The organism is Xylanimonas protaetiae (genome assembly GCF_004135385.1).
In the GTDB taxonomy this organism is placed as follows: Bacteria; Actinomycetota; Actinomycetes; order Actinomycetales; family Cellulomonadaceae; genus Xylanimonas; species Xylanimonas protaetiae.
Genome location: NZ_CP035493.1, coordinates 922,395 through 942,909 on the forward strand (window position 1 = coordinate 922,395; position 20,515 = coordinate 942,909).

General features: G+C 75.1%; 16 protein-coding genes and 1 tRNA gene. 5 read left to right on the forward strand and 12 right to left on the reverse strand.

Annotation, left to right across the window (positions count from 1 at the left end; translation table 11 throughout):
* Positions 1-13: 13 nt before the first annotated feature.
* Complete coding sequence (locus ET471_RS04180) at positions 14-1,555, reverse strand: ABC transporter substrate-binding protein (protein WP_129186737.1); 1,542 nt, start codon at positions 1,553-1,555, stop codon at positions 14-16.
* A gap of 90 nt (positions 1,556-1,645) precedes the next feature.
* Between ET471_RS04180 and ET471_RS04185 the strand changes: the two genes are divergently transcribed.
* Positions 1,646-2,572, forward strand: coding sequence for an exodeoxyribonuclease III (locus ET471_RS04185; RefSeq protein WP_129186738.1), 927 nt, complete (start codon positions 1,646-1,648; stop codon positions 2,570-2,572).
* Between the two features lie 91 nt (positions 2,573-2,663).
* Here the strand turns inward: ET471_RS04185 and clpB are convergent, their stop codons facing one another.
* Positions 2,664-5,276 (reverse strand): ATP-dependent chaperone ClpB, encoded by a 2,613-nt coding sequence (clpB, locus tag ET471_RS04190; protein ID WP_129186739.1) that lies wholly within the window; start codon positions 5,274-5,276, stop codon positions 2,664-2,666.
* Between the two features lie 106 nt (positions 5,277-5,382).
* Between clpB and ET471_RS04195 the strand changes: the two genes are divergently transcribed.
* Complete coding sequence (locus ET471_RS04195) at positions 5,383-6,453, forward strand: alpha/beta hydrolase (RefSeq protein ID WP_129186740.1); 1,071 nt, start codon at positions 5,383-5,385, stop codon at positions 6,451-6,453.
* On the opposite strand, the gene ET471_RS04200 is transcribed toward ET471_RS04195, so the two are convergent.
* Entirely contained in the window at positions 6,420-7,667 is a 1,248-nt protein-coding gene (locus ET471_RS04200; RefSeq protein ID WP_129186741.1) for a peptidase C39 family protein, read from the reverse strand. The two genes, ET471_RS04195 and ET471_RS04200, sit on opposite strands and share 34 nt — an antisense overlap.
* A gap of 201 nt (positions 7,668-7,868) precedes the next feature.
* Here ET471_RS04200 and ET471_RS04205 point away from each other — a divergent pair, with 201 nt between their 5' ends.
* Positions 7,869-9,515, forward strand: coding sequence for an AlkA N-terminal domain-containing protein (locus ET471_RS04205; RefSeq protein WP_129186742.1), 1,647 nt, complete (start codon positions 7,869-7,871; stop codon positions 9,513-9,515).
* Positions 9,512-10,183, forward strand: a complete 672-nt coding sequence (locus tag ET471_RS04210; RefSeq protein WP_129186743.1) for a methylated-DNA--[protein]-cysteine S-methyltransferase — start codon at positions 9,512-9,514, stop codon at positions 10,181-10,183. The genes ET471_RS04205 and ET471_RS04210 overlap by 4 nt, the downstream gene beginning before the upstream one ends.
* A 7-nt stretch (positions 10,184-10,190) precedes the next feature.
* Here the strand turns inward: ET471_RS04210 and mnhG are convergent, their stop codons facing one another.
* The 8 genes from mnhG to dcd all read right to left on the reverse strand — a co-directional run bounded on the left by mnhG (position 10,191) and on the right by dcd (position 18,469).
* Positions 10,191-10,541 carry a monovalent cation/H(+) antiporter subunit G gene (gene mnhG, locus ET471_RS04215; RefSeq protein ID WP_129186744.1) on the reverse strand — a complete coding sequence of 117 codons (351 nt, stop codon included), beginning with the start codon at positions 10,539-10,541 and terminating at the stop codon, positions 10,191-10,193.
* Positions 10,538-10,951 carry an MrpF/PhaF family protein gene (locus tag ET471_RS04220; protein WP_129186745.1) on the reverse strand — a complete coding sequence of 138 codons (414 nt, stop codon included), beginning with the start codon at positions 10,949-10,951 and terminating at the stop codon, positions 10,538-10,540. The genes mnhG and ET471_RS04220 overlap by 4 nt, the downstream gene beginning before the upstream one ends.
* Complete coding sequence (locus tag ET471_RS04225) at positions 10,948-11,541, reverse strand: Na+/H+ antiporter subunit E (RefSeq protein ID WP_129186746.1); 594 nt, start codon at positions 11,539-11,541, stop codon at positions 10,948-10,950. Before ET471_RS04225 ends, ET471_RS04220 begins: the two co-directional genes overlap by 4 nt.
* The gene (locus ET471_RS04230) at positions 11,538-13,172 is read right to left on the reverse strand and encodes a Na+/H+ antiporter subunit D (RefSeq protein ID WP_129186747.1); all 1,635 of its coding nucleotides are present in this window, start codon (positions 13,170-13,172) and stop codon (positions 11,538-11,540) included. The genes ET471_RS04225 and ET471_RS04230 overlap by 4 nt, the downstream gene beginning before the upstream one ends.
* On the reverse strand, positions 13,172-13,729 hold the full coding sequence (locus ET471_RS04235; RefSeq protein ID WP_207207324.1) for a Na(+)/H(+) antiporter subunit C: 558 nt from the start codon (positions 13,727-13,729) through the stop codon (positions 13,172-13,174). Before ET471_RS04235 ends, ET471_RS04230 begins: the two co-directional genes overlap by 1 nt.
* The gene (locus tag ET471_RS04240; protein ID WP_129186748.1) at positions 13,729-16,659 is read right to left on the reverse strand and encodes a Na+/H+ antiporter subunit A; all 2,931 of its coding nucleotides are present in this window, start codon (positions 16,657-16,659) and stop codon (positions 13,729-13,731) included. The genes ET471_RS04235 and ET471_RS04240 overlap by 1 nt, the downstream gene beginning before the upstream one ends.
* A 6-nt stretch (positions 16,660-16,665) precedes the next feature.
* The gene (locus ET471_RS04245; RefSeq protein ID WP_129186749.1) at positions 16,666-17,778 is read right to left on the reverse strand and encodes a hypothetical protein; all 1,113 of its coding nucleotides are present in this window, start codon (positions 17,776-17,778) and stop codon (positions 16,666-16,668) included.
* Between the two features lie 115 nt (positions 17,779-17,893).
* Positions 17,894-18,469 (reverse strand): dCTP deaminase, encoded by a 576-nt coding sequence (dcd, locus tag ET471_RS04250; protein WP_129186750.1) that lies wholly within the window; start codon positions 18,467-18,469, stop codon positions 17,894-17,896.
* A gap of 133 nt (positions 18,470-18,602) precedes the next feature.
* On the opposite strand from dcd, the gene ET471_RS04255 reads away from it, so the two are divergent.
* Positions 18,603-18,676 (forward strand) — tRNA-Gly (locus ET471_RS04255).
* Positions 18,677-18,819: 143 nt separating this feature from the next.
* On the opposite strand, the gene ET471_RS04260 is transcribed toward ET471_RS04255, so the two are convergent.
* A complete protein-coding gene (locus ET471_RS04260; protein ID WP_129186751.1) occupies positions 18,820-19,839 on the reverse strand; it encodes a pirin family protein in 1,020 nt (339 codons plus the stop codon).
* Positions 19,840-20,515: the final 676 nt, after the last annotated feature.

The following is a 20,515-nucleotide window of genomic DNA, read 5'->3' on the forward strand; positions in this document are numbered from 1 at the left end:
CCATCCTGCCGGGTCAGCGCCACGCGAGCCGCGTCAGGTCCATCGACTCCGTGACCGCGTTCGGCTGGATGCCCGTCAGGGCCGGGTCGGCCACGATCAGCGTCGGGGCCAGGTAGAGCACGATGCCGCCCGCGTCGTCGACGATCTGGCGGGCCACGCGCCGCATCCCGTCGACGTACTCCTGCGGGCTGCCGGCGTCGGCGGCCGCCGCGAGAGGGGCGACGACGGAGTCGTCGTAGCCGAGGTAGTAGTCGTGGGAGAACACCGTGAGCAGGTCGCGGGCCTCGGAGTGCTGGATCACCGACATCTGGAAGTCGTGGCGGGTGAACACCTTGTCGAGCCACACGGCGGGGAACTCGTCGGTGACGATCCGCACCCGCACCCCCACGTCGGCGAGCTGCGACGCGACGAGCTCGGCTGCCGTCGTCGCGTAGGCGAGGTTGGGGACGTCGAACGTGACCTGGAGGTCCTGCTGCCCGGCCTCCGCGAGCAGCGCGCGAGCCCGGGCCGGGTCGAACGGGTACACGCCCGTGAGGTCCTCGCAGTACGGGTCCTGCGGCGTGACCATCGCGACCACCTGCGTGCCGTACCCGGCCGACGCCGTGTCCATGACCGCCTGCCGGTCGACGGCGTAGGCGAACGCACGGCGCACGCGGACGTCGTCGAAGGGCGGCACGCGGTTGTTGAAGGACAGCAGGACGTCGCCCGTCGACGTGCCCTCGACGACCTGGAACGTGCCCAGGGCGTCGAGCTGGCGCACCTGGTCGCCCGACGCCGCGTTGAACAGCATGTCGACGTCGCCGGCACGCAGCGCGTTGACGGCCGCCGTCGGGTCCGACAGGTAGCGGACCGTGATCGTGGTCAGGGGTGCCGGGCCGCCCCAGTACTCCGGGCGGCCGGCCAGGACGATGCGGTCGCCCGGGCGGACGCTGAGGATCGTGTACGGGCCCGTGCCGATCGCCGTCGTCCGGAGGTCGACGCCGTCCAGGTCGCTGGGGAAGATCGCGCCCACCGACGTGCCGAGGTTCGCCAGCCACGCGTTCGACGGGCGGTCCAGCGTGACCCGCACGGTGTGGTCGTCGACCTTCTCGGTGCGCGCGACGACGTCCATCTTGCCCTTGATGGCGTTGAGCCAGTCCGTGCGGACCCGGTCGAACGAGGCGACGACGTCGGCGGCGTCGAACGCCGACCCGTCCGAGAACGTGACGCCCTCGCGCAGGTGGAACGTGTACCGCGTGCGGTCCTCGGAGACGTCCCAGCTCGTCGCGAGCAGCGGCACGACCGCGCCGTCCTGGTCGATCTTGACGAGCGTCTCGTAGACGTTGTTCATGAGGAGCTGCGGGATCGCGGCACCCGACGTCGTGGTGAAGTCGAGGTTCACGGGCTCGGCCGCGACGGCGACCGTGACATCCGTGCGGACCCCGCCGCCCGGGCCGGGGCTCGGGTCGACGGCGGTGCTGCCCGCGGTGCACGCCGCGAGCGCGAGGGCGACGACGGCCGCGGCGGCCGCGGACAGGGCGCGGCGTGCCCGCCGCCGTCGCTGCGCAGTGACCATGGCGCCAGCGTAGGCGCGCCGCCTCGCCGAGGACGCCGCGGCGGCGCCGGGCCGTCCCGCGGGGGCCGGCGGCCTCCGTAGGGTGGGCGCATGCGCCTCGCCACCTGGAACGTCAACTCGATCCGTGCCCGCGTCGACCGGGTGGTCGGGTTCCTCGACCGGTGGGACGTCGACGTCCTCGCGATCCAGGAGACCAAGTGCAAGGACGAGCAGTTCCCGTACGAGGCGTTCGACGCCGCCGGGTACCAGGTGGAGCACGTCGGGTTCTCGCAGTGGAACGGCGTGGCGGTCGTGTCGCGCGTCGGGATCGAGGACGTCGCGCTCGCCTTCTCGGGGCAGCCGGGGTTCAGCAAGCCCGCCGCCCCGGCCGTCGTCACGCCCGACGACGGCGCCCTGTTCGACCTCGCGTCGCCGGCCGCCCTCGCGTCGCCGGCCGCCCTCGCGTCGCCGGCCGCCCTCGCGTCGCCGGACGCGGCGCCCGGGGACGCCCCCGACGCGCTCCACGAGGCCCGCGCGCTGGGCGCGACGTGCGGGGGCGTGCGCGTCTGGTCGCTCTACGTCCCCAACGGCCGCGCCGTCGGCGACCCGCACTACGCCTACAAGCTCGCCTGGCTCGAGGCGCTGCGCACCCAGGCGGCGGGCTGGCTCGACGCCGACCCCGACGCCCAGGTCGCCCTCGTCGGCGACTGGAACGTCATCCCGCTCGACACCGACGTGTATGACCCGGCCGCGTTCGTCGGCTCGACGCACGTGACCCCGGCCGAGCGGGCCGCCTTCCACGCGTTCGCCGACGCCGGGTACCGCGAGGTGTCCCGCGAGCACCTGCCCGCCGAGCACACGTACACCTACTGGGACTACAAGCAGCTCGCCTTCCCCAAGAACCGGGGCATGCGCATCGACTTCACGTGGACGACCCCGGCCCTCGCGGACCGGGTCGCGGCCGTGACGGTCGACCGCGAGGAGCGCAAGGGCAAGGGCGCGTCCGACCACGTCCCGGTGATCCTCGACCTGCGCTGACGCCTCGTCGCCCGGGCCGAGCGCTGCGGTTCGTCATGCCATCGGGCCGGATGGCGTGACGAACCGCGGCGCTCGGCCGCCGGGGAGGCAGTCAGCCGGCCGACAACGTCAGGCCCTCCCGCGTCAGGTCGTCCGGACGGTCCACGACGACGGTGGTGCCGTCGTGCACCTCGCCCGCGAGGAGCATGCGAGCCAGCCTGTCACCGATCTCGCGCTGCACGAGGCGGCGCAGCGGGCGGGCGCCGTACGCCGGGTCGAAGCCTTCCAGGGCGAGCCACTCGCGCGCCGCGGGCGTGACATCGAGCGTGATCCGGCGGTCCGCGAGCCGGCCCGCGAAGGCGCGCACCTGGAGGTCCACGATCTGGCCGAGCTCGTCGAGCGAGAGCGCGTCGAAGACGACGACGTCGTCGAGCCGGTTGAGGAACTCCGGCTTGAACGACGCGCGGACCGTGGTCATCACGGCCTCGCGCTTCGCCTCGTCGGACAGCGTGGGGTCCACGAGGAACTGCGAGCCGAGGTTCGACGTCAGCACGAGGATGACGTTGCGGAAGTCGACCGTGCGGCCCTGGCCGTCGGTGAGGCGACCGTCGTCGAGCACCTGGAGCAGGATGTCGAACACCTCCGGGTGCGCCTTCTCCACCTCGTCGAGCAGGACGACGGAGTACGGCCGGCGGCGGACGGCCTCCGTGAGCTGGCCGCCCTCCTCGTAGCCGACGTACCCGGGGGGCGCGCCGACCAGGCGGGCCACGGAGTGCTTCTCGCCGTACTCGGACATGTCGATGCGCACCATGGCGCGCTCGTCGTCGAACAGGAAGTCCGCGAGCGCCTTGGCGAGCTCCGTCTTGCCGACGCCGGTGGGGCCGAGAAAGAGGAACGAGCCGGTGGGCCGGTCGGGGTCGGCGACGCCCGCGCGGGCGCGGCGGACGGCGTCGGACACGGCCTGGACGGCGGCGACCTGGCCGATGAGCCGGGCGCCGATGACGGACTCCATGGACAGGAGCTTCTCGGTCTCGCCCTGGAGCAGGCGGCCGGCGGGGATGCCCGTCCAGGCGGCGACGACCTCCGCGATCTCGTCGGCGCCCACCTTGTCGGCGATCATGGGCGCCGCGGCGGGCACCGCGTCGTCGGCGGCCTCCTCGGCGCGCTCGGCCTCGCCGAGCTCCTTCTCCACGGCCGGGATCTCGCCGTACTGGATGCGGGCCGCGCCCTCGAGGTCGCCCTCGCGCAGCTTGCGCTCGGCCTCGACGCGCAGCTCGTCGAGGCGTGCGCGCAGGTCGCCGACGCGGTTGTGGCCGGCCTTCTCGGCCTCCCAGCGGGCGGTGAGCGCGGCGAGCGCCTCGCGCTTGTCGGCGAGCTCGGCGCGCAGGCGCTCGAGCCGGTCCAGCGAGGGCGGGTCCGTGGACTCGGACAGCACGACCTCCTCCATCTCGAGGCGCGTGACGGCGCGCTGGAGCTCGTCGATCTCGATGGGGGACGAGTCGAGCTCCATGCGCAGGCGGGAGGCGGCCTCGTCGACCAGGTCGATGGCCTTGTCGGGCAGCTGCCGCCCCGAGATGTACCGGTCGCTCAGGGTCGCGGCGGCCACGAGCGCGGAGTCGGCGATGGTGACCTTGTGGTGCGCCTCGTAGCGCTCCTTGAGGCCGCGCAGGATGGCGACGGTGTCCTCGACGGACGGCTCGCCGACGAACACCTGCTGGAAGCGGCGCTCCAGGGCGGGGTCCTTCTCGATGTGCTCGCGGTACTCGTCGAGCGTCGTCGCGCCGACCAGGCGCAGCTCGCCGCGGGCGAGCATGGGCTTGAGCATGTTGCCGGCGTCCAGTGATGACCCAGTGCCGTCACCTCCACCTGCCCCGACGACGGTGTGGAGCTCGTCGATGAACGTGACGACCTCGCCGTCGGAGGACTGAATCTCTTCCAGCACCGCCTTGAGGCGCTCCTCGAACTCGCCGCGGTACTTGGCGCCGGCGACCATGCTCGCGAGGTCGAGCGACACGAGCCGCTTGCCGCGCAGGGAGTCGGGCACGTCGCCCGCGACGATGCGCTGCGCGAGGCCCTCGACGACGGCCGTCTTGCCGACGCCGGGCTCGCCGATGAGCACGGGGTTGTTCTTCGTGCGCCGCGAGAGCACCTGCACGACGCGCCGGATCTCGGCGTCGCGGCCGATCACGGGGTCGAGCTTGCCGTCGCGGGCGCGCTGGGTCAGGTCGGTGCCGTACTGCTCGAGGGCCTTGTAGGTGCCCTCCGGGTTCGGGCTGGTCACGCGCGAGGACCCGCGCACGGCGGGCAGCGCGGCGCGCAGGGCGTCGGCGGTCGCCCCGGCGGCCTGCAGCGCCTGGGCCGCCGTCGACGTGCCCGCGGCGATGCCGAGGAGCAGGTGCTCGGTGGAGACGTACTCGTCCCCGAGCGCCTGCGCCTCCTTCTGCGCGTTCTCCAGCACGACGGCGGTGGCGCGGCTCGCGGACGGCTGCGCGCCGGTCGTGCCGCTCAGGGTGGGCAGCGCGACGAGGCCCGCGCGCACGGCACGGCCGACCTCCTGCACGTTCGCGCCGACGGCGTCGAGCAGGCCGACGGCGACGCCGCCCTGCTGCGCGAGCAGCGAGGCGAGCAGGTGCGCGGGCTCGACCTGGGGGTTGCCGGCCGCGGACGCCGACTGGACGGCGTCGCCGAGGGCCTGCTGCGACATGGTGGTGAGCTTGGTGTCCATGGGTACTCCGGGGCGTTCAGGGATGGGTCCTGACCTGGGAACGTGAGCCAAGTTGAGTCTATTCCGCTCAACTTGCGTCGGCATCCGCGACTGGCACCATGAACGCATGCAGAGCAGCGAGTGGCACGAGGACGTGCTGGGAGCCGACTTCGAGCAGCGCACCCTCCCCCTGCCGGGGTCCGAGGCGACACTGGTGCGCCACGTGCCGTCCACGCGCGACGCGACCCCGAGGCGGGTGGCCGTGCTGTACGTCCACGGGTTCGTCGACTACTTCTTCCACCCCCATGTCGCCCGCGCGCTGGCCTCCCCGGAGTCCCTGCGAGTCCCCGGAGCGGAGCGAGGAGACTCGCGGGGTGGGGGCGCCGGGTACGCGTTCTACGCCGTCGACCTGCGCGGGTTCGGGCGGTCGCTCGCCGCGCACACCGCGGCGGGCAAGGACCCCAACCTGGCCCCCGACCTCGCCCTGCACGCCCAGGACCTCGACGCCGCCGCGGCGGCGGTCCGGGGCGCGGGGCACGAGCGGCTCGTCGTCCTCGGGCACTCGATGGGCGGCCTCGTGACCACCCTGTGGGCCGCCGGGCGTCCCGGGCGCGCCGACGCGCTCGTGCTCAACTCCCCCTGGTTCGACCTCAACGAGAGCTGGCTGATGCGCGGGCCCGTCACGCGCGCGCTCGCCGCGGTCGGGCGCGTGGCGCCGCGCCTCGTGGTCGGCGGGCTCCACGAGCACTACGGCCGGGCGCTGCACGCGGACAGCGGCGGCGAGTGGGACTTCGACCCCGCCTGGAAGCCGCACGAGGGCTTCCCCGTGCGGGCCGGGTGGATCAGCACGGTGCGCGCCGCGCAACGGCGGCTCGGCACCGGGGCGCTCGACGTCGGCGTGCCCACGCTCGTTGTCGCGTCGGCACGCTCCGGCCCGCACAAGACCGCGCACCCGGAGGTGCTCACGACCGACTCGGTGCTGTCGGTCGACCACATCCGCGCCGGGGCGCAGCGCATCGGCTCCGACATCACGTTCGAGCAGGTCGACGGCGGGGCGCACGACCTGGCGCTGTCGCCGTCGCCGGCGCGCGAGGAGTACCTGCGCGTGGTCACGACCTGGCTGGCGAAGCGCGTCCCCCGACCGCCTGACCGGGCCGTGCGCGGTCAGGCGGCAGGGAACAGGAGCGCCGCCCGGTAGAAGGGCTCGCCCCACGCCGCGATGCGGTCCAGCGTCGCGGCCGGCAGCGGGAGGTCGGCGGCGTCGAGCCACGACTCGCCCAGGTGCGCGTCGGTCCACGGGTCGTGCACGACGACGACGTCGCCGCGCACCGCGTGCACCGTCACCCAGTGCGGGTACGGCTCGGCGAGCAGGGGGTGCTGGTCGATGAGCACGAGCGCGGTGCCGCCGGCCGCCACGTGGGCGACGACCTCGGCGATGCCGAACTCGCGCGTCTCCACCGCGAGGCCCGCCGCGAGAGCCCGCGCGCGGAAGTCGCGCTGGATGAAGGCGCGCACGTCGCGGTCCCAGTCGGCCGTGACGCCCTCGAGCAGGATGGGCTCCGGCGTCGTGATGAGCACGCGGGGCCGCGCGCCGCGGGCGGCCGCGGCGACGGCCAGCCCGAACGGGTCGCAGCCCGAGATCATGTTGACCTCGCGGTACAGGTCGAGCTCCTCGCGGCGCCCGAGCAGCGAGGCGTCGCCGCCCGCCGCGAGCGCCGTCGCGAGCGCGACCGCGCCGCCCGTCAGCTCCGTCGTCTGGCGGTAGTAGGGCACGGCGGCGTGGGGCCGCGCGCCGTCGAGCCAGAGCGCGAGACCCGACGGGACGCCGTCGGGGCCGGGCGGGATGGGGGCGCCGCTGACGGGCGCGGGCAGCTCCTCGAAGCCGGCCGCGAGCGCGGTGGCCAGGAGCGCGGCCGGGTCCGCGACGGACCGCTCGTCGACCTCCACCTTGACGACGGCGGCGCCGCCCGCCCGGGCGTGCTCGACGACGGCGTCGAGCAGCTCGGGCCCCGCGGCGGGGTCGGCGAGCCACCAGCCGGCGACCTTCTCGTACGCCGCGCACGGTCGGTGCACGGTGTAGGCGACGCCGAGCACCGTCTGGCCCTCGCGGACGAGGTGCAGGGTGCGCACCTGGAAGCCGCTCGCCAGGTCCCAGCGCGCGGCGAGCGCGGCGGGGACGCCCAGCGGGACCGCGCCGCGCGCGGTCGAGCCGGTGACGGCGCGCTGCTCGGTGGCGAGCCCGCGGGGACGCGACGCGGAGACGGGACGCGGCGTAGAGCCGAGACGCGGCGTAGAGCCGGGACGTGCTGCGGTCGCGGTGGCGAGGCCGGCGGCCGCCCGCGCGGCCGCGGCCAGCGCCGCCGGCACCCCGGCCGGCTCGACGCGGGCCGGAGGGCGTTCGGTGAGGGTCATGTCGGGGCCTCCAGGATCGTGCGGTGGTGGCGGACTCTAGGCCTCCCTCACGCGCTCACATCGATGACGCGATCCTTGTTCCGCATGGTGGGCATCGGGCCGACATGCCCTGAACCGGCGGTGACGGACGCGTGAACTCCGCGCGCCGCCACGTCCGATTCCCGCTAGCCGGGCCGCCGGCGGGCGAGGGAGGATGCCTGCATGGCCGACCTGTTCACCGAGCGCTACCGCGCCATCGCGGCCCGCGACCGCCGGTTCGACGGGCAGTTCTTCACCGCCGTGCACACCACCGGCATCTACTGCCGCCCGTCGTGCCCGGCCCGCACCCCGCGCGCCGAGAACGTGACGTTCTACCTGACGTCGGCCGCCGCCCACGAGGCCGGCTTCCGGGCCTGCAAGCGCTGCCTGCCCGAGGCGGCGCCCGGCACGCCGGCGTGGAACCTGCGCCGTGACCTGGCCGGACGCGCGATGCGGCTCGTCGCGGACGGCGTCGTGGACCGCGAGGGGGTGCCCGGGCTCGCCGCGCGCCTCGGGTACACGCCGCGGCACGTGCACCGGCTCCTCGTCGCGGAGCTCGGCGCCGGGCCGCTGGCCCTCGCCCGCGCCCAGCGCGCCCAGACGGCGCGAGCGCTCCTCGTCGGCACGCCGCTCCGGCTCGCCGACGTCGCGTTCGCGGCCGGGTTCGGCTCGATCCGCCAGTTCAACGACACCGTGCAGGAGGTGTTCGGCGTCGCGCCGAGCACGCTGCGCGCGACCGCCCGCCGCGCCGACGCGCCCGGGCCGCGCGGTCCCGCGCCGTCCGGTCTCGTGCCGTCCGGCGCCGTACCGCCAGGCGCCGGCGCCGAGCCCGTGCGCCTCGAGCTCCGCCTGCCGGTCCGCGAGCCGTTCGACGCCCCCGGCGTCTTCGGCTTCCTCGCCGTGCGTGCCGTCCCCGGCGTCGAGACGGCGTCGACCGACGACGACGGCACGCTGCGCTACGCGCGCACGCTCGCCCTCCCCCACGGCCCGGCCGCGTGCGAGGTGACCGCGACCCCGGCGCGGGGCTCGTGGGTGGTGCGCGTGCGCGTCGAGCTCGCCTCCCTCGCGGACGTCGCCACCGCCGTCGCGCGCGTGCGGCGCCTGCTCGACCTCGACGCCGACCCCGTGGCCGTCGACGCCGCCCTCGGCGCCGACCCCGCCCTCGCACCCCTCGTCGCCGCGACGCCCGGCATCCGCGTGCCCGGGGCCGTCGACCCGCACGAGCTCGTGGTGCGCGCGATCGTCGGCCAGCAGATCTCGGTCGCGGCGGCGCGCACGCACCTCGGCAGGCTCGCGGCCCGGCTCGGGACGCCGACCGCGTCGTCGTTCGCCGGGCTCACGACGCTCTTCCCCACCGCCGCCGCGATCGCCGAGGGGGTGCCCGTCGCGGCCCCGGGCACCCCCGAGGCCTCCGACCCGGGGCGGCCGCTGCGGCTGCCCGCGCGCGGCGTGGCCGCCCTCGTCGGCGCCGCGCGGGCGCTCGCCGACGGCGACCTGACCGTCGACGTCGGCGCCGACCCGGACGCCCTGCGCGCCGCGCTCGTGGCCCGGCCGGGCGTCGGGGCGTGGACCGCCGCCTACGTGGCGATGCGTGTGCTCGGCGACCCCGACGCCTGGCTCGAGGGCGACGTCGCACTGCTCGCGGGCGCCACGGCGGCGGGCGTCGGCGACTCCCGCCCGACGCCGCCCGGGCGCCGCCACCGCGACCTCGCCGCGCGCGCCGCCGCCTGGGCACCCTGGCGCTCCTACGCCGCGATGCACCTGTGGCGCGCCGCGTCCCCCCAGAACGCCGCCGCACGAGAGACCCCCGCACGAGAGGTAGTCCGATGACCATCGCCCGCAGCGCCACCGTCGTCACGCCCGACGGCCCGTTCACCGTCGTCGCCGACGACGCCGCCGTGCTCGCCTCCGGGTGGACCGACGACGTCGCGTCGCTCGTCGCGCTCGTCCACCCGACGCTGCGACCCTCCGACGTCACGCCATCCGACGTCACGCCCGACGACGTCACGCGAGACGAGACCACGCGAGACGAGACCACGCACGACGACGCCGCGCACGAGGAGGCCGCGCACGAGGAGGCCGCGCACGAGGAGGCCGCGCACGAGGAGGCCGCGCCGGGCGGCCCCGGCACCGGCGACGTCCTTGCCGCCGCGCTCTCCGCCGTCCGCGCCTACTACGCGGGCGACCTCGCCGCGCCGGGCGCCGTGCCGGTGCGGCAGGTGTCCGGCGAGTTCCGGGCGCACGCCTGGGACGTGCTGCGCGGCGTCGCGCCGGGCGAGGTAGTGACCTACACGCAGTACGCGGAGCGCGCCGGCCGGCCGGCGGCCGTGCGGGCCGCGGCGGGGGCCTGCGCGATGAACGCGGCGGCCCTGTTCGTGCCGTGCCACCGCGTGCTGCGCACCGACGGCTCCCTGGGCGGCTTCCGCTACGGCCTGCCGATCAAGGAGTCGCTCCTGACGCGCGAGCGGTCGCTCGACCCGGAGCCGGCCCTGTTCTGAGGGCCGGCTACCGGTCCGACAGGTCGTCGACGTCGAGGTCCTCGCGGCGCACCTTGCCCGTGCGGAAGCCGGCGCGGCCCACCATGTGGGCCGCCACGGGGCTCGTGAGCAGCTGGAACACGACCACGAGGGCGAGCAGCGTCACCGCGGTGGCGCTGCGCAGCCGCAGCGCCACGCCCGCGAGCAGCAGGATGAGGCCCAGCACCTGCGGCTTCGTCACGGCGTGCATGCGGGCCAGCAGGTTCGAGAACCGCAGCACGCCGACGCCCGCGGAGAACGTGAGGAACGCTCCAAGCAGCAGGCAGACGGCCGCGGCGACGTCGGCCAGCCCGGTCCAGAACCCCGGTTCGGGCGTCATGACAGCTCCTCCCCGTCGTCGGCGGCCGACGTCCGGTCGGCCGGGCGGGGCACGCTCCCCCGGCGCCGGGCGCGGCGCTCCGCCTCGAGCGCGGCCTCGCGGGCGGCGTCCTCGGCGCGGACCTCCTCGCGCGTGCGGATGCGCTTCTCGCTCTCGGGCTCGACGGACGCGAAGCGCGCGATCGTCACCGACCCGATGAACCCGACGAGCGAGAGCACCACGAGGATCGGGATGGACTCGGTGCGCCGCGACCAGGCCGCCTCGACGGCGACCGCGCCGACGATCGTGGTGGTCAGGACGTCGAACGCGACGGTCCGGTCGAGCATCGACGGACCGCGCTCGAGCCGCACGAGCGCGAGGACGGCGGCGGCCGCGATGAGGGTCGTCGCGACGACGGCCACGACGATCATGCGCGTCCTCCTCCGTCGTCGGCGGCGAGCCCGGCCCGGACCAGGTCGCCCCGGGCGGCGAACGCGCGCAGCACGCGCTCCTCGAGGTGGAGCGTCTGCGCCCGGACGCCCGCGACGCCACCGGCCGCGTCGAGGTCGAGCACGTGCAGGTAGAGCACGGCGGTGCGCGTGTCGACCTCGACGACGAGCGACCCCGGCACGAGCGAGGACAGCACGGCCGTCATCGCGAACAGCACGTCGGGCGCGGGCCGCAGCGGCACGGACACCACGCCGCCGCGCGGCTGCGGCCCGGGCCGCAGCGCCGTCCACGCCACCTGGAACGAGGCCACCACGAGGTCGCCCACGAACCGTCCCGCGAGCACCGCGACGCGGCCCGGCCGGAACGCCGCGTCCACCCCGACGGGCGGCAGCGGCAGCACCGCCACGACGACGACGCCCAGCACGAGGCCGGCCACGAACGTGCCCCACGCGAACGTGGCCCACAGCAGCATCCACAGCCCGGACAGGAGCAGGATCGTGGGCCACTGCGCCACGACGCGCCGCACCCGCCGCCGCGCGACGCCGACGGCCGCCGCCTGGCCCGCGGTCACTCGTCGGCCCCCGCGACGTCGTCGCCGGGCGGGAGCCCGCCGTCGTCCCGCACGGCCTGCTGGTAGGTGTGCCCGTCCGTGAGGCTGTCGGCCGCGCGCTGCGCGTACCCGTAGATGGGACCGGCGAACACGGTCAGCGCGAGCCCCACGCCCACGAGCGCGGCGGCGGGCAGCGCCATCCCGAGCGGGACGCGCGCGCTCGATGCCACGACCTCGGGCGGCGCCTCCTGCCAGAACGCCTTGTTCCACGCCTTGACCAGCGCGTACAGGGTGAGCAGCGACGTCAGCACCGACCCGGCCACGAGCACCCACGCCAGCCCGGACCCGTTGCGCACGCCCGCCTCGAGCAGGCCCACCTTGCCGAGGAACCCGCTCAGCGGCGGGATGCCGGCCAGGTTCATCGCGGGCACGAAGAACAGGATCGCGAGCCCGGGCGCCACCCGGGCGAGCCCGCCCAGCCGGTCGAGCGACGTCGTCCCGCCGCGTCTCTCGATGAGCCCCACGACGAGGAACAGCGCCGTCTGCACGGTGATGTGGTGCACGACGTAGAAGATCGCGGCGGCCGTCGACGCCGACCCCGCGAGCGCGACGCCGAAGATCATGTAGCCGATGTGGCTGACGAGCGTGAACGAGAGCAGGCGCTTGATGTCGTCCTGCGCGACGGCGCCCAGGATGCCCACGAGCATGGTGAGCAGCGCGAGCACCATGAGCACCTCGTCGACGCGGCCGTTGCCCGCTCCCCCGGCCGGGAACAGCAGCGTCTGCGTGCGGATGACGGCGTAGACGCCCACCTTGGTGAGCAACCCGGCGAACACGGCGGTGACGGGCGCGGGCGCCGTCGGGTAGGAGTCGGGCAGCCACGCGGAGAGCGGGAAGATCGCGGCCTTGATGCCGAAGCCGAGCAGCAGCAGGAGCTGGATGCCCAGGCGCACCGCCGGGTCGACGTCGGGCAGCCGCTCGGCGAGCTGGGCCAGGTTCACGGTGCCGGTCGCGGAGTAGGCGAGCCCGACGGCCATGAGGAACACGACCGAGCTCACGAGCGCGACCACCACGTAGACCGACCCGGCCCGGATGCGGTCGCCCGTGCCGCCCAGGGTCAGCAGCACGTAGGAGGCCGCGAGGAGGATCTCGAACCCGACGTAGAGGTTGAACAGGTCGCCCGCGAGGAACGCGTTGGCGACGCCCGCGGCCAGCACCAGGAACGTGGGGTGGAAGATCGCGACCGGCAGCACGTCGCGCCGCTCGGCGAGGTCGGCGTCGCCCGCCGCGTCGGTGGCGCGGTCGCCGTCGCCCACCACCTCGACGTCGTCGGACCCGTCCGCGCCGCCCTGCGCCATCGAGTACAGCAGCACGCACAGCAGCACGACGCCGCTGACCAGCAGCATGAGCGCGGACAGCCGGTCGGCGACGAGGTCGATGCCGACGGGCACCTGCCAGTCGCCGATGACGGCGACGACGGGCCCGCGGTCGGCGAGCCCCACGAGCACGGCGGCGGTGGCGACGACGACCGCCAGCGCGGTCACGGCGATGACGCGCTGCGCGCGCGGGTGGCGGTGCAGGGCGAGCGTGAGCCCCGCCGCGAAGAGCGGGACGAGCACGGGCAGCGGCAGGAGCGTCGCGGCGGACCACATCAGGGCCGGTCACCGCCCTCGGCCGCGCCTGCGGCGCCGGCGGAGGCCTCGCCCGCGGCGCTGGCGGCGGGCGCGCTCGTGGCGAGGCTCTCCTCGATGTCGTCGTGCACCTCGGCGGCCTCCTCGTCGAGCGTCTCGCCGGTCTCGGCGGCGTCGACGTCGGTCCAGACGGCCTCGTTGCGCGCGGCGAGCCGGGCGATGCGGCGGTCCTCGTCGTCGTCCTGGACCTCGTCGTGACCGTTGAGCTGCCACGAGCGGTACGCCATCGCGAGCACGAACGCCGTGAGGGCGAGCGTGATGACGATGGACGTGAGCACCATGGCCTGCGCGAGCGGGTCGGAGATCTGGACGGCCGGGTCGGCCGCCCCGAGGATGGGCGCGGCCCCGGCGCGCCCGCCCGCGACGAGCAGCGCGAGGTTCGCCCCGTTGCCCACCAGCACGAACCCGAGCAGCACGCGCGTGAGCGACCGCTCCAGCAGCAGGTACACGCCCGTGGCGAAGAGCACGCCGACGGCCAGCACGAGGGCGAACGAGGGGACGTTGTCGAGGACGACCATCAGAAGGCCCTCCCGCCGAGCGTGCGCCCCTGGCGGCCCTCGAGGTCGCCCTGCTGGTCGATCTCGGCGCCGAGCGAGCGCAGCACGTCGAGCACGAGCCCGATGACGACGAGGAACACCCCCAGGTCGAAGAAGAGCGACGTCACCACGTGCACCGTGCCGAACAGGGGCAGGTGCAGGTCCACGAGGAAGCTCTCGATGGCGTGCTGCCCGGACAGCAGCGACACGAGCCCCACGCCGGCGGACAGGAAGAGCCCCGTGCCGAGCACGAGGCCGGGGTGCACGGGCGCGGCCTCGCCCAGCTCGTAGCGCCCGCCCGCGAGGTAGCGCACCGCGAGCGCGAGCCCGACGACGAGGCCGGCCGCGAACCCGCCACCCGGCCCGTTGTGGCCGCGGAAGAGCAGGAAGAGGGCGAACACGATCATGGCGTGGAACACGACGCGCGTGACCACCTCGAACAGGATCGAGCGCCGCTCGGGGGCCAGCGTGGGGGCCGCGACGATCCAGCTGCGGCGCTGCACCCGCGACTCGGACGCCGCGGGCAGGGGCGTGCGCACGGGCACGCCCTCGTCGCGCACGCGCGGGGCCCGCGCGGAGCGCTGCCGCAGGAACACGAGCGACGCGACGCCCGTCGCGGCCACGAGCAGCACGGAGATCTCACCCACGGTGTCCCACGCGCGGATGTCCACGAGGGTCACGTTGACGACGTTGTGCCCGCCGCCGTCGAGCGCCAGGTCGGGGAAGAGCTGCGCGATCGACGGGTGCGTCCGGGCGAGCGGAGCGGCCGTGACCAGCAGCATCATGACCGCGCCCACGCCCACGCCGATCGCGAGGCGCACCCAGCGGCTCGCGGCGAGCGGCCGGTCGGAGAAGTACGGGGGCAGGCGGCGCAGCACCAGCACCATGACGACGAGCGTGACCGTCTCGGTGAGCACCTGGGTCAGCGCGAGGTCGGGCGCCCCGTGCAGCAGGAACAGCACGGCGTTGCCGTACCCCGCCACGCCCACGAGGAACACGGCCTTGAGCCGGCGCCGGGCGCGCGAGGCGAGCACCGCGGCCACGCCGATGACGGCCACGACGACGAGCTGCGCGGGCCGGTCGAACGGCACGAGCGCGAGCGGCCCGACGTGCCACGCGTCGCCCCCGGCCTCCGCGGCGCCGGGCAGCACGGCCCCGCGCAGCCCCCAGGCCAGCGCGAGGCCCGGCCCGGCGACGACGGACACGAGGATCGCGCCCAGGTAGAAGGGCAGCGAGCCGCGCTGCGTGGCACCGGTGACGTCGGCGGCGACGTCGTCGAGCCGGCGCATGGAGCGGCGGTAGACGAGGTCGGCCGGGAGCGGCGACCAGGCGCGCGCCTGGAGCCGCTCGACGCGCTCGCGCTGCCAGAACAGCGCGGCGCCCGCCGCGAGCACGAGCACCGTGACGAGCAGCGTCGGCGTGAACCCCGCCCACAGGGTCAGGTGCCCGGTCTCGCCGGTCGGGTAGGTGTCCGCGTGCGGGGCCAGCAGGTTGTCGCCCACCTGCGGCAGCAGGGCGACGGCGAGCCCCAGCACGGCCAGAACGAACGGCGGCGCGACGAGCAGCAGCGGCGGCCGCTTGACGACGACGTCCCCGGCGTCCTCCGCCTGCGCGGGCGCCTTGCGCCCGAACGCGCCCCACGCGAACCGCAGCCCGTACGCCACCGTCAGCACGGACCCGAGGGCGACGACGACGAGCAGCGCCCGCCCGAGCGGGTCGTCGTCGTGCGCCCACGCCTCCAGCGCGGCCTCCTTGGCCACGTACCCGGCGAACGGCGGCAGCCCGATCATCGACGCCGTCGCCAGCAGGCCGGCCGCCGCCGTCAGCGGCAGCTGCCGCGCGAGCCCGGCCAGCCGCCGCAGGTCGCGCGTCCCGGTGGCGGCGTCGACGACGCCGACGACGAGGAACAGCGACGCCTTGAACATCGCGTGCGCGCCCAGCAGGGCGAGCCCCGCGAGCGCCGCCGCGCGCGTGCCGTACCCGAGCAGCAGCACCAGCAGGCCGAGCTGGGACACCGTGCCGAAGGCGAGGACGAGCTTGAGGTCGTGCTGCCGCAGCGCCCGGTACCCGCCCAGCAGCATGCTGGCCGAGCCGAGCACGAGCACCACCCACCGCCAGGCGGCGAGGTCGGAGAACGCGGGCGCGAACCGGGCGACCAGGTAGATGCCGGCCTTCACCATCGCGGCGGCGTGCAGGTAGGCGCTCACGGGCGTCGGCGCGGCCATGGCCGCGGGCAGCCAGAAGTGCGTGGGCACCTGCGCCGACTTCGTCGCGGCACCGGCCAGCAGGCACACGGCCGCGACCGTCACGACGCCGCCCGACGGCGGGTCCGCGAGGATCTCCGAGACCCGCCACGTGCCCGCGCTCACCCCGAGGACCACGACGCCGACGAGCATCGTCAGGCCGCCCGCCGTCGTGACGACGATCGCCTGCATGGCCGCGCGGCGCGACGCCTTGCGGTCGGCGTGGTGCCCGATGAGCAGGTAGGAGAAGACGGTGGTCAGCTCCCAGAACACGAACATGAGCAGCAGGTCGTCCGCGGTGACCAGGCCCGCCATCGCACCCGCGAACCCCACCAGCACGCCCGCGAACCGGCTCATCCCCACGGCGCCGCGCGAGAAGTAGGCGCTGCAGTACAGCAGCACGAGCGCCCCGACCGCGCCCACCACGAGCAGCATCAGCCACGACAGCGTGTCGAGCCGGAAGTCCAGCGCGAGGCCGAGCGCGGGCACCCACTCGATGCGTTCCACGGGCACGCGCCCGTCCATGACCGCCGACGCCTGCGACAACGCGTACCCGGCCGCCGACGCCGGGCCCAGCGCGAGCACCCAGAAGGCCTTGCGGCCCAGCCACCCCACGAGGGCAGGCGCAGCCAGCGCCAGCAGCAGGTGGGCGACGACGACGGGCAGCACGACGACCTACAGGTCGTCCGGGTCGACCAGGAAGTCCGACTCGTCGGCGAGCTCGCCGCCCGCCGCCTCCCACAGGGCGCGCGCGACCCGCGCGACCAGCTCGGCGGACCGCTTCCGGGCCACCAGGTGGGTGTGCGAGGGGCGCTCGCGGTTCGCGTCGACGATGTCCGGAGCGTCCCACATCACGCGGTAGGCGACACAGCCCGAGCGCACCCAGGGCAGGTCGCGCAGCAGCAGCGGGACGACGTCCTCGCCCGCCACCTCGACCGTGACCCAGCCGTCCAGCCCCAGGTCGATCGTGACGCCGAACCCGTCCAGGACGTGCGGCTCCTGGAGGGCGGCGATGTCGAAGTCGTCGGCGGCGGCGTGCAGCGCGCGGCGCTCGTCGGGGTCGAGCGGCTCGCCCGGGTACAGCGGCCGCTCGGCGATGCCGGGCGGCGGGCCCTGGTAGGGCGCGCCCTGTGTGGCCAGGTGCGCCCGCGGGTGCACGGCCTGGATGACGCGGTGGCAGGCCTGCGGGTCGAGCCACACGTCCGAGTAGAGGGTCAGGTTCACCGCGGCGCCCGGGTCCGGCGTCAGCACGACGCCCGCCCCCCACGGCTGCTCGGCGTCGTCGGACCACAGGCCGCCGACGTCGAGGCGCACGCTGCCGCCCAGGCGGCGTGCGGCGGCGACGAGCCACAGGACGACCCGCTCCTCCTCGCGGTTCGGCAGGCCGGCGGGGAAGGACCGGGCGAGGCCGTCCTTGTCGCCGCCGTCGGCGGGCACGGGGTCGTCCCAGCGCTCGCGCGGGCAGACGACGTCGAACACGATCGCGGTGCCGGCCGGCAGGCCGGGGTCGAAGCCCTGGCCGGCGGGCGCGTACGGGCCGCTCAGCGCGGAGTGCCGCGACAGGCGCAGCACGCCCGGCTCACCGGGGCCGGCCATGCGCCCCACGGGGACGTCGGCGCCGGGCATGTCGCGCGGCACCACCTCCCAGCGCGTCGCCGTGAACCGGGACAGCGCGAGCACCTCGACCTCGTCGACGACGACGTCGCCGGGCAGCGCCAGCAGGTGCCGGGCCTCGTGCCCGCGCGTCACGGTGCGAGGGAGCGTCGGGTGGGTCGCGGGCTGCGCCATGCGCTTGAGCTCCTTCCGGGAGGGCAAGGGCGCGCGACGTCGTCGCAGACCCTCGTGGCGCGACCGAGCGTAGCGGTGCGCCGGCCCCTCTCCGTCAGAGTGCTCGGAACTCATCTCAGACCGTGCTCCGGTGGAAGCCCTGCCACGACCGGCTCGCCGTCGGGCCGCGCTGGCCCTGGTAGCGCGAGCCGTTCGCGCCGGAGCCGTACGGGTGCTCGGACGGGCTGGACAGGCGGAAGAAGCAGAACTGGCCGATCTTCATGCCGGGCCACAGCAGGATCGGCAGCGTCGCGGTGTTGCTCAGCTCGAGCGTCACGTGCCCGCTGAACCCCGGGTCGATGAACCCGGCCGTGCTGTGCGTCAGCAGGCCCAGGCGGCCGAGGGACGACTTGCCCTCGAGGCGCGCGGCGACGTCGTCGGGCAGCGTGATCGTCTCGAACGTGGAGCCGAGCACGAACTCGCCCGGGTGCAGCACGAACGGCTCGCCCTCGGGGACCTCGATCAGGCGGGTCAGCTCGGGCTGCTCCTGCGCCGGGTCGATGAAGGGGTACTTGTGGTTGTCGAAGAGCCGGAAGAACTTGTCGAGACGCACGTCGACGCTGGACGGCTGGAGCATCGCCGGGTCGTACGGGTCGATGACGACCCGCTGGGCGTCGAGCTCGGCGGCGATGTCACGGTCGGAGAGCAGCACGTGCCCACCGTAATCGGAAGGTCAGCGACACGCGGACCCGGGGCGCGGAGCGGGGCGCACGCGGCCCCGGCTCCTCGACCCCGGAGCGGATGTGGGTATGATCGGGGCGCACACCCCCCGTGGGCGTGGCAGCGCGGACGTAGTTCAATGGCAGAACTTCAGCTTCCCAAGCTGATAGCGCGGGTTCGATTCCCGTCGTCCGCTCCACGTGCGAGAGGCCCGACCGTCTTCGGTCGGGCCTCTCGTGCTTTCCTGCGGGCCGGCCTCTCGTGCTTTCCTGCGGGCCGGCCTCTCGTGCTTTCCTGCGGGCCGGCCTCTCGTGCTTTCCTGCGGGCCGGCCGCGCGGGCGCTCAGCGCGGGCGTGTGCGGGGGCGCAGGCGCACGTCGGGGAGGACGGGGGCGCGCAGCGGGCCCTCGGCATAGCCGTGCACCTCGCCGAAGCGGCGGCCGGCCGCACCGTCGGCGTACCGGGTACCGGCGCCGTCGTCGGCCACCTGCGCCATCCAGTCCGCGCGGGCGCGGGCGACGTCGTCGTGCGACCGGCCGACGAAGTTCCACCACATGACGATGTCCTCCTCGAAGGGGACGCCGCCGAGGAGGACGGTGCGGGCCGGGGCGTCCGGCCCGGCCTCGATCACGAGCCGGTCCCGGCCGGGAGCCACGTAGCCGAGCTGGTCCGGGGGCACGACGACGCCGGCGAACGTGACGTCCCCGGCATCGATCAGGAGCGCGTGCTCGAAGGCGGGGTCGACGTCGAGCTCGACGCGGCCGCCGGGGACGAGGTCGACCTGGGCGCCGACGAGCGGCGTGTACGTGCGCGCCGGGGAGACGAGCGCGCCGAGGGCGCCCAGGAAGACCTGGACGCGGCCGCCGGCGTGCTCGGCGACGGGCAGGTCGGCGTGGTGCTCGAAGTGCGGCTCGACGCCGAGCGCGTCGCCCGGCAGCGCGGTCCAGAGCTGGACGCCGTGCAGCGTGGGCGGCCGCACGCCCGCGGGGGACTCCTCCGAGTGCGAGATGCCGACGCCCGCCGTCATGAGGTTGAGCTCCCCCGGCCGCACCGTCTCCAGCGAGCCCACCGAGTCGCGGTGCAGGATCTCGCCCGCGAACAGCCAGCTCACCGTCTGGAGCCCGGTGTGCGGGTGCGGCGGCACCTGCATGCCCGCCGACGCCGTGACGTCGTCCGGCCCGTAGTGGTCGCAGAAGCACCAGGCGCCCACCAGGGAGCGCACCTTCTGCGGGATCGTGCGCCGCACGGCCATCGCGCGCGGGCCGCCGAGCGGCACGTCGCGCGCGGTGAGGAGCTGCACGCCGGCGGGGGCGTCGCCAGCGGCGCAGACCTGCTCGGCGGGACGCGACTCGAGGTTGCTCATGACGGCAACCTACGGGCCGGGGGGCGCGCTCGCCGCCGGCCTGGGTTCCGGTCGAAGCGCTCCCTGTCGGGACGTGGGTTCCGGATCGGAACGTGCATCCCGCCGCACGTTCCGATCCGGAACCCACGTTCCGACACCCGGGCGCTCGTTACGGCCGGGTCACGCGGCGGGGATGGCCGAGGCCCCCGGGACGGCCGGGGGGCCTCGGGTGCACCGCGCACCGCTGGTCGTGGGTCCCACCGACCAGAGCGCCGTGTGTCGACGACACGGCCCCGGCAACCCGTCAGCTCAGGGATCGGTCCTCGCGAGGGACCCCTGACCCGTTCTCCACGGACCGCCGGACGCGGGTGGTCTTCCGGCCCCGCTCGAGCACCTGTGTCGTCACCCACAGCCCCACACCGCGGCGCGGGACGGCCCGTCGTTATCCGGTCGACCTTTGTCTCTTCGGCGGGGTATGCCAACCCGCTGCAGCTGGGGTTGGAGCGTCCTCTTCGTCGAGACCATTGGAGTCGTTTCTACTTGCCGGGAACCCGCTGTGCAAGACGCCTAGCACGTCTTTCTCAGGCCTGTGAACAAGACACAACGTCGTCCACAGGCGGGGCCGCGGAATCCCCACACCGTCCACAGCCCTGGGGACAAAAGATGTGGACGCCAGGTGAACGGCACGACGGCGTCC

Excerpts from the sequence above, each read along its gene's own strand:
- clpB (WP_129186739.1), bottom strand. The coding sequence starts at position 5,276 with ATGGACACCAAGCTCACCACCATGTCGCAGCAGGCCCTCGGCGACGCC.
- ET471_RS04230 (WP_129186747.1), bottom strand. The coding sequence starts at position 13,172 with ATGTGGTCCGCCGCGACGCTCCTGCCGCTGCCCGTGCTCGTCCCGCTC.
- ET471_RS04180 (WP_129186737.1), bottom strand. The coding sequence starts at position 1,555 with ATGGTCACTGCGCAGCGACGGCGGCGGGCACGCCGCGCCCTGTCCGCG.
- ET471_RS04210 (WP_129186743.1), top strand. The coding sequence starts at position 9,512 with ATGACCATCGCCCGCAGCGCCACCGTCGTCACGCCCGACGGCCCGTTC.
- ET471_RS04235 (WP_207207324.1), bottom strand. The coding sequence starts at position 13,729 with ATGGTCGTCCTCGACAACGTCCCCTCGTTCGCCCTCGTGCTGGCCGTC.
- ET471_RS04200 (WP_129186741.1), bottom strand. The coding sequence starts at position 7,667 with ATGACCCTCACCGAACGCCCTCCGGCCCGCGTCGAGCCGGCCGGGGTG.
- ET471_RS04195 (WP_129186740.1), top strand. The coding sequence starts at position 5,383 with ATGCAGAGCAGCGAGTGGCACGAGGACGTGCTGGGAGCCGACTTCGAG.
- ET471_RS04185 (WP_129186738.1), top strand. The coding sequence starts at position 1,646 with ATGCGCCTCGCCACCTGGAACGTCAACTCGATCCGTGCCCGCGTCGAC.
- ET471_RS04205 (WP_129186742.1), top strand. The coding sequence starts at position 7,869 with ATGGCCGACCTGTTCACCGAGCGCTACCGCGCCATCGCGGCCCGCGAC.
- mnhG (WP_129186744.1), bottom strand. The coding sequence starts at position 10,541 with ATGACGCCCGAACCGGGGTTCTGGACCGGGCTGGCCGACGTCGCCGCG.
- ET471_RS04245 (WP_129186749.1), bottom strand. The coding sequence starts at position 17,778 with ATGGCGCAGCCCGCGACCCACCCGACGCTCCCTCGCACCGTGACGCGC.
- ET471_RS04220 (WP_129186745.1), bottom strand. The coding sequence starts at position 10,951 with ATGATCGTCGTGGCCGTCGTCGCGACGACCCTCATCGCGGCCGCCGCC.
- ET471_RS04260 (WP_129186751.1), bottom strand. The coding sequence starts at position 19,839 with ATGAGCAACCTCGAGTCGCGTCCCGCCGAGCAGGTCTGCGCCGCTGGC.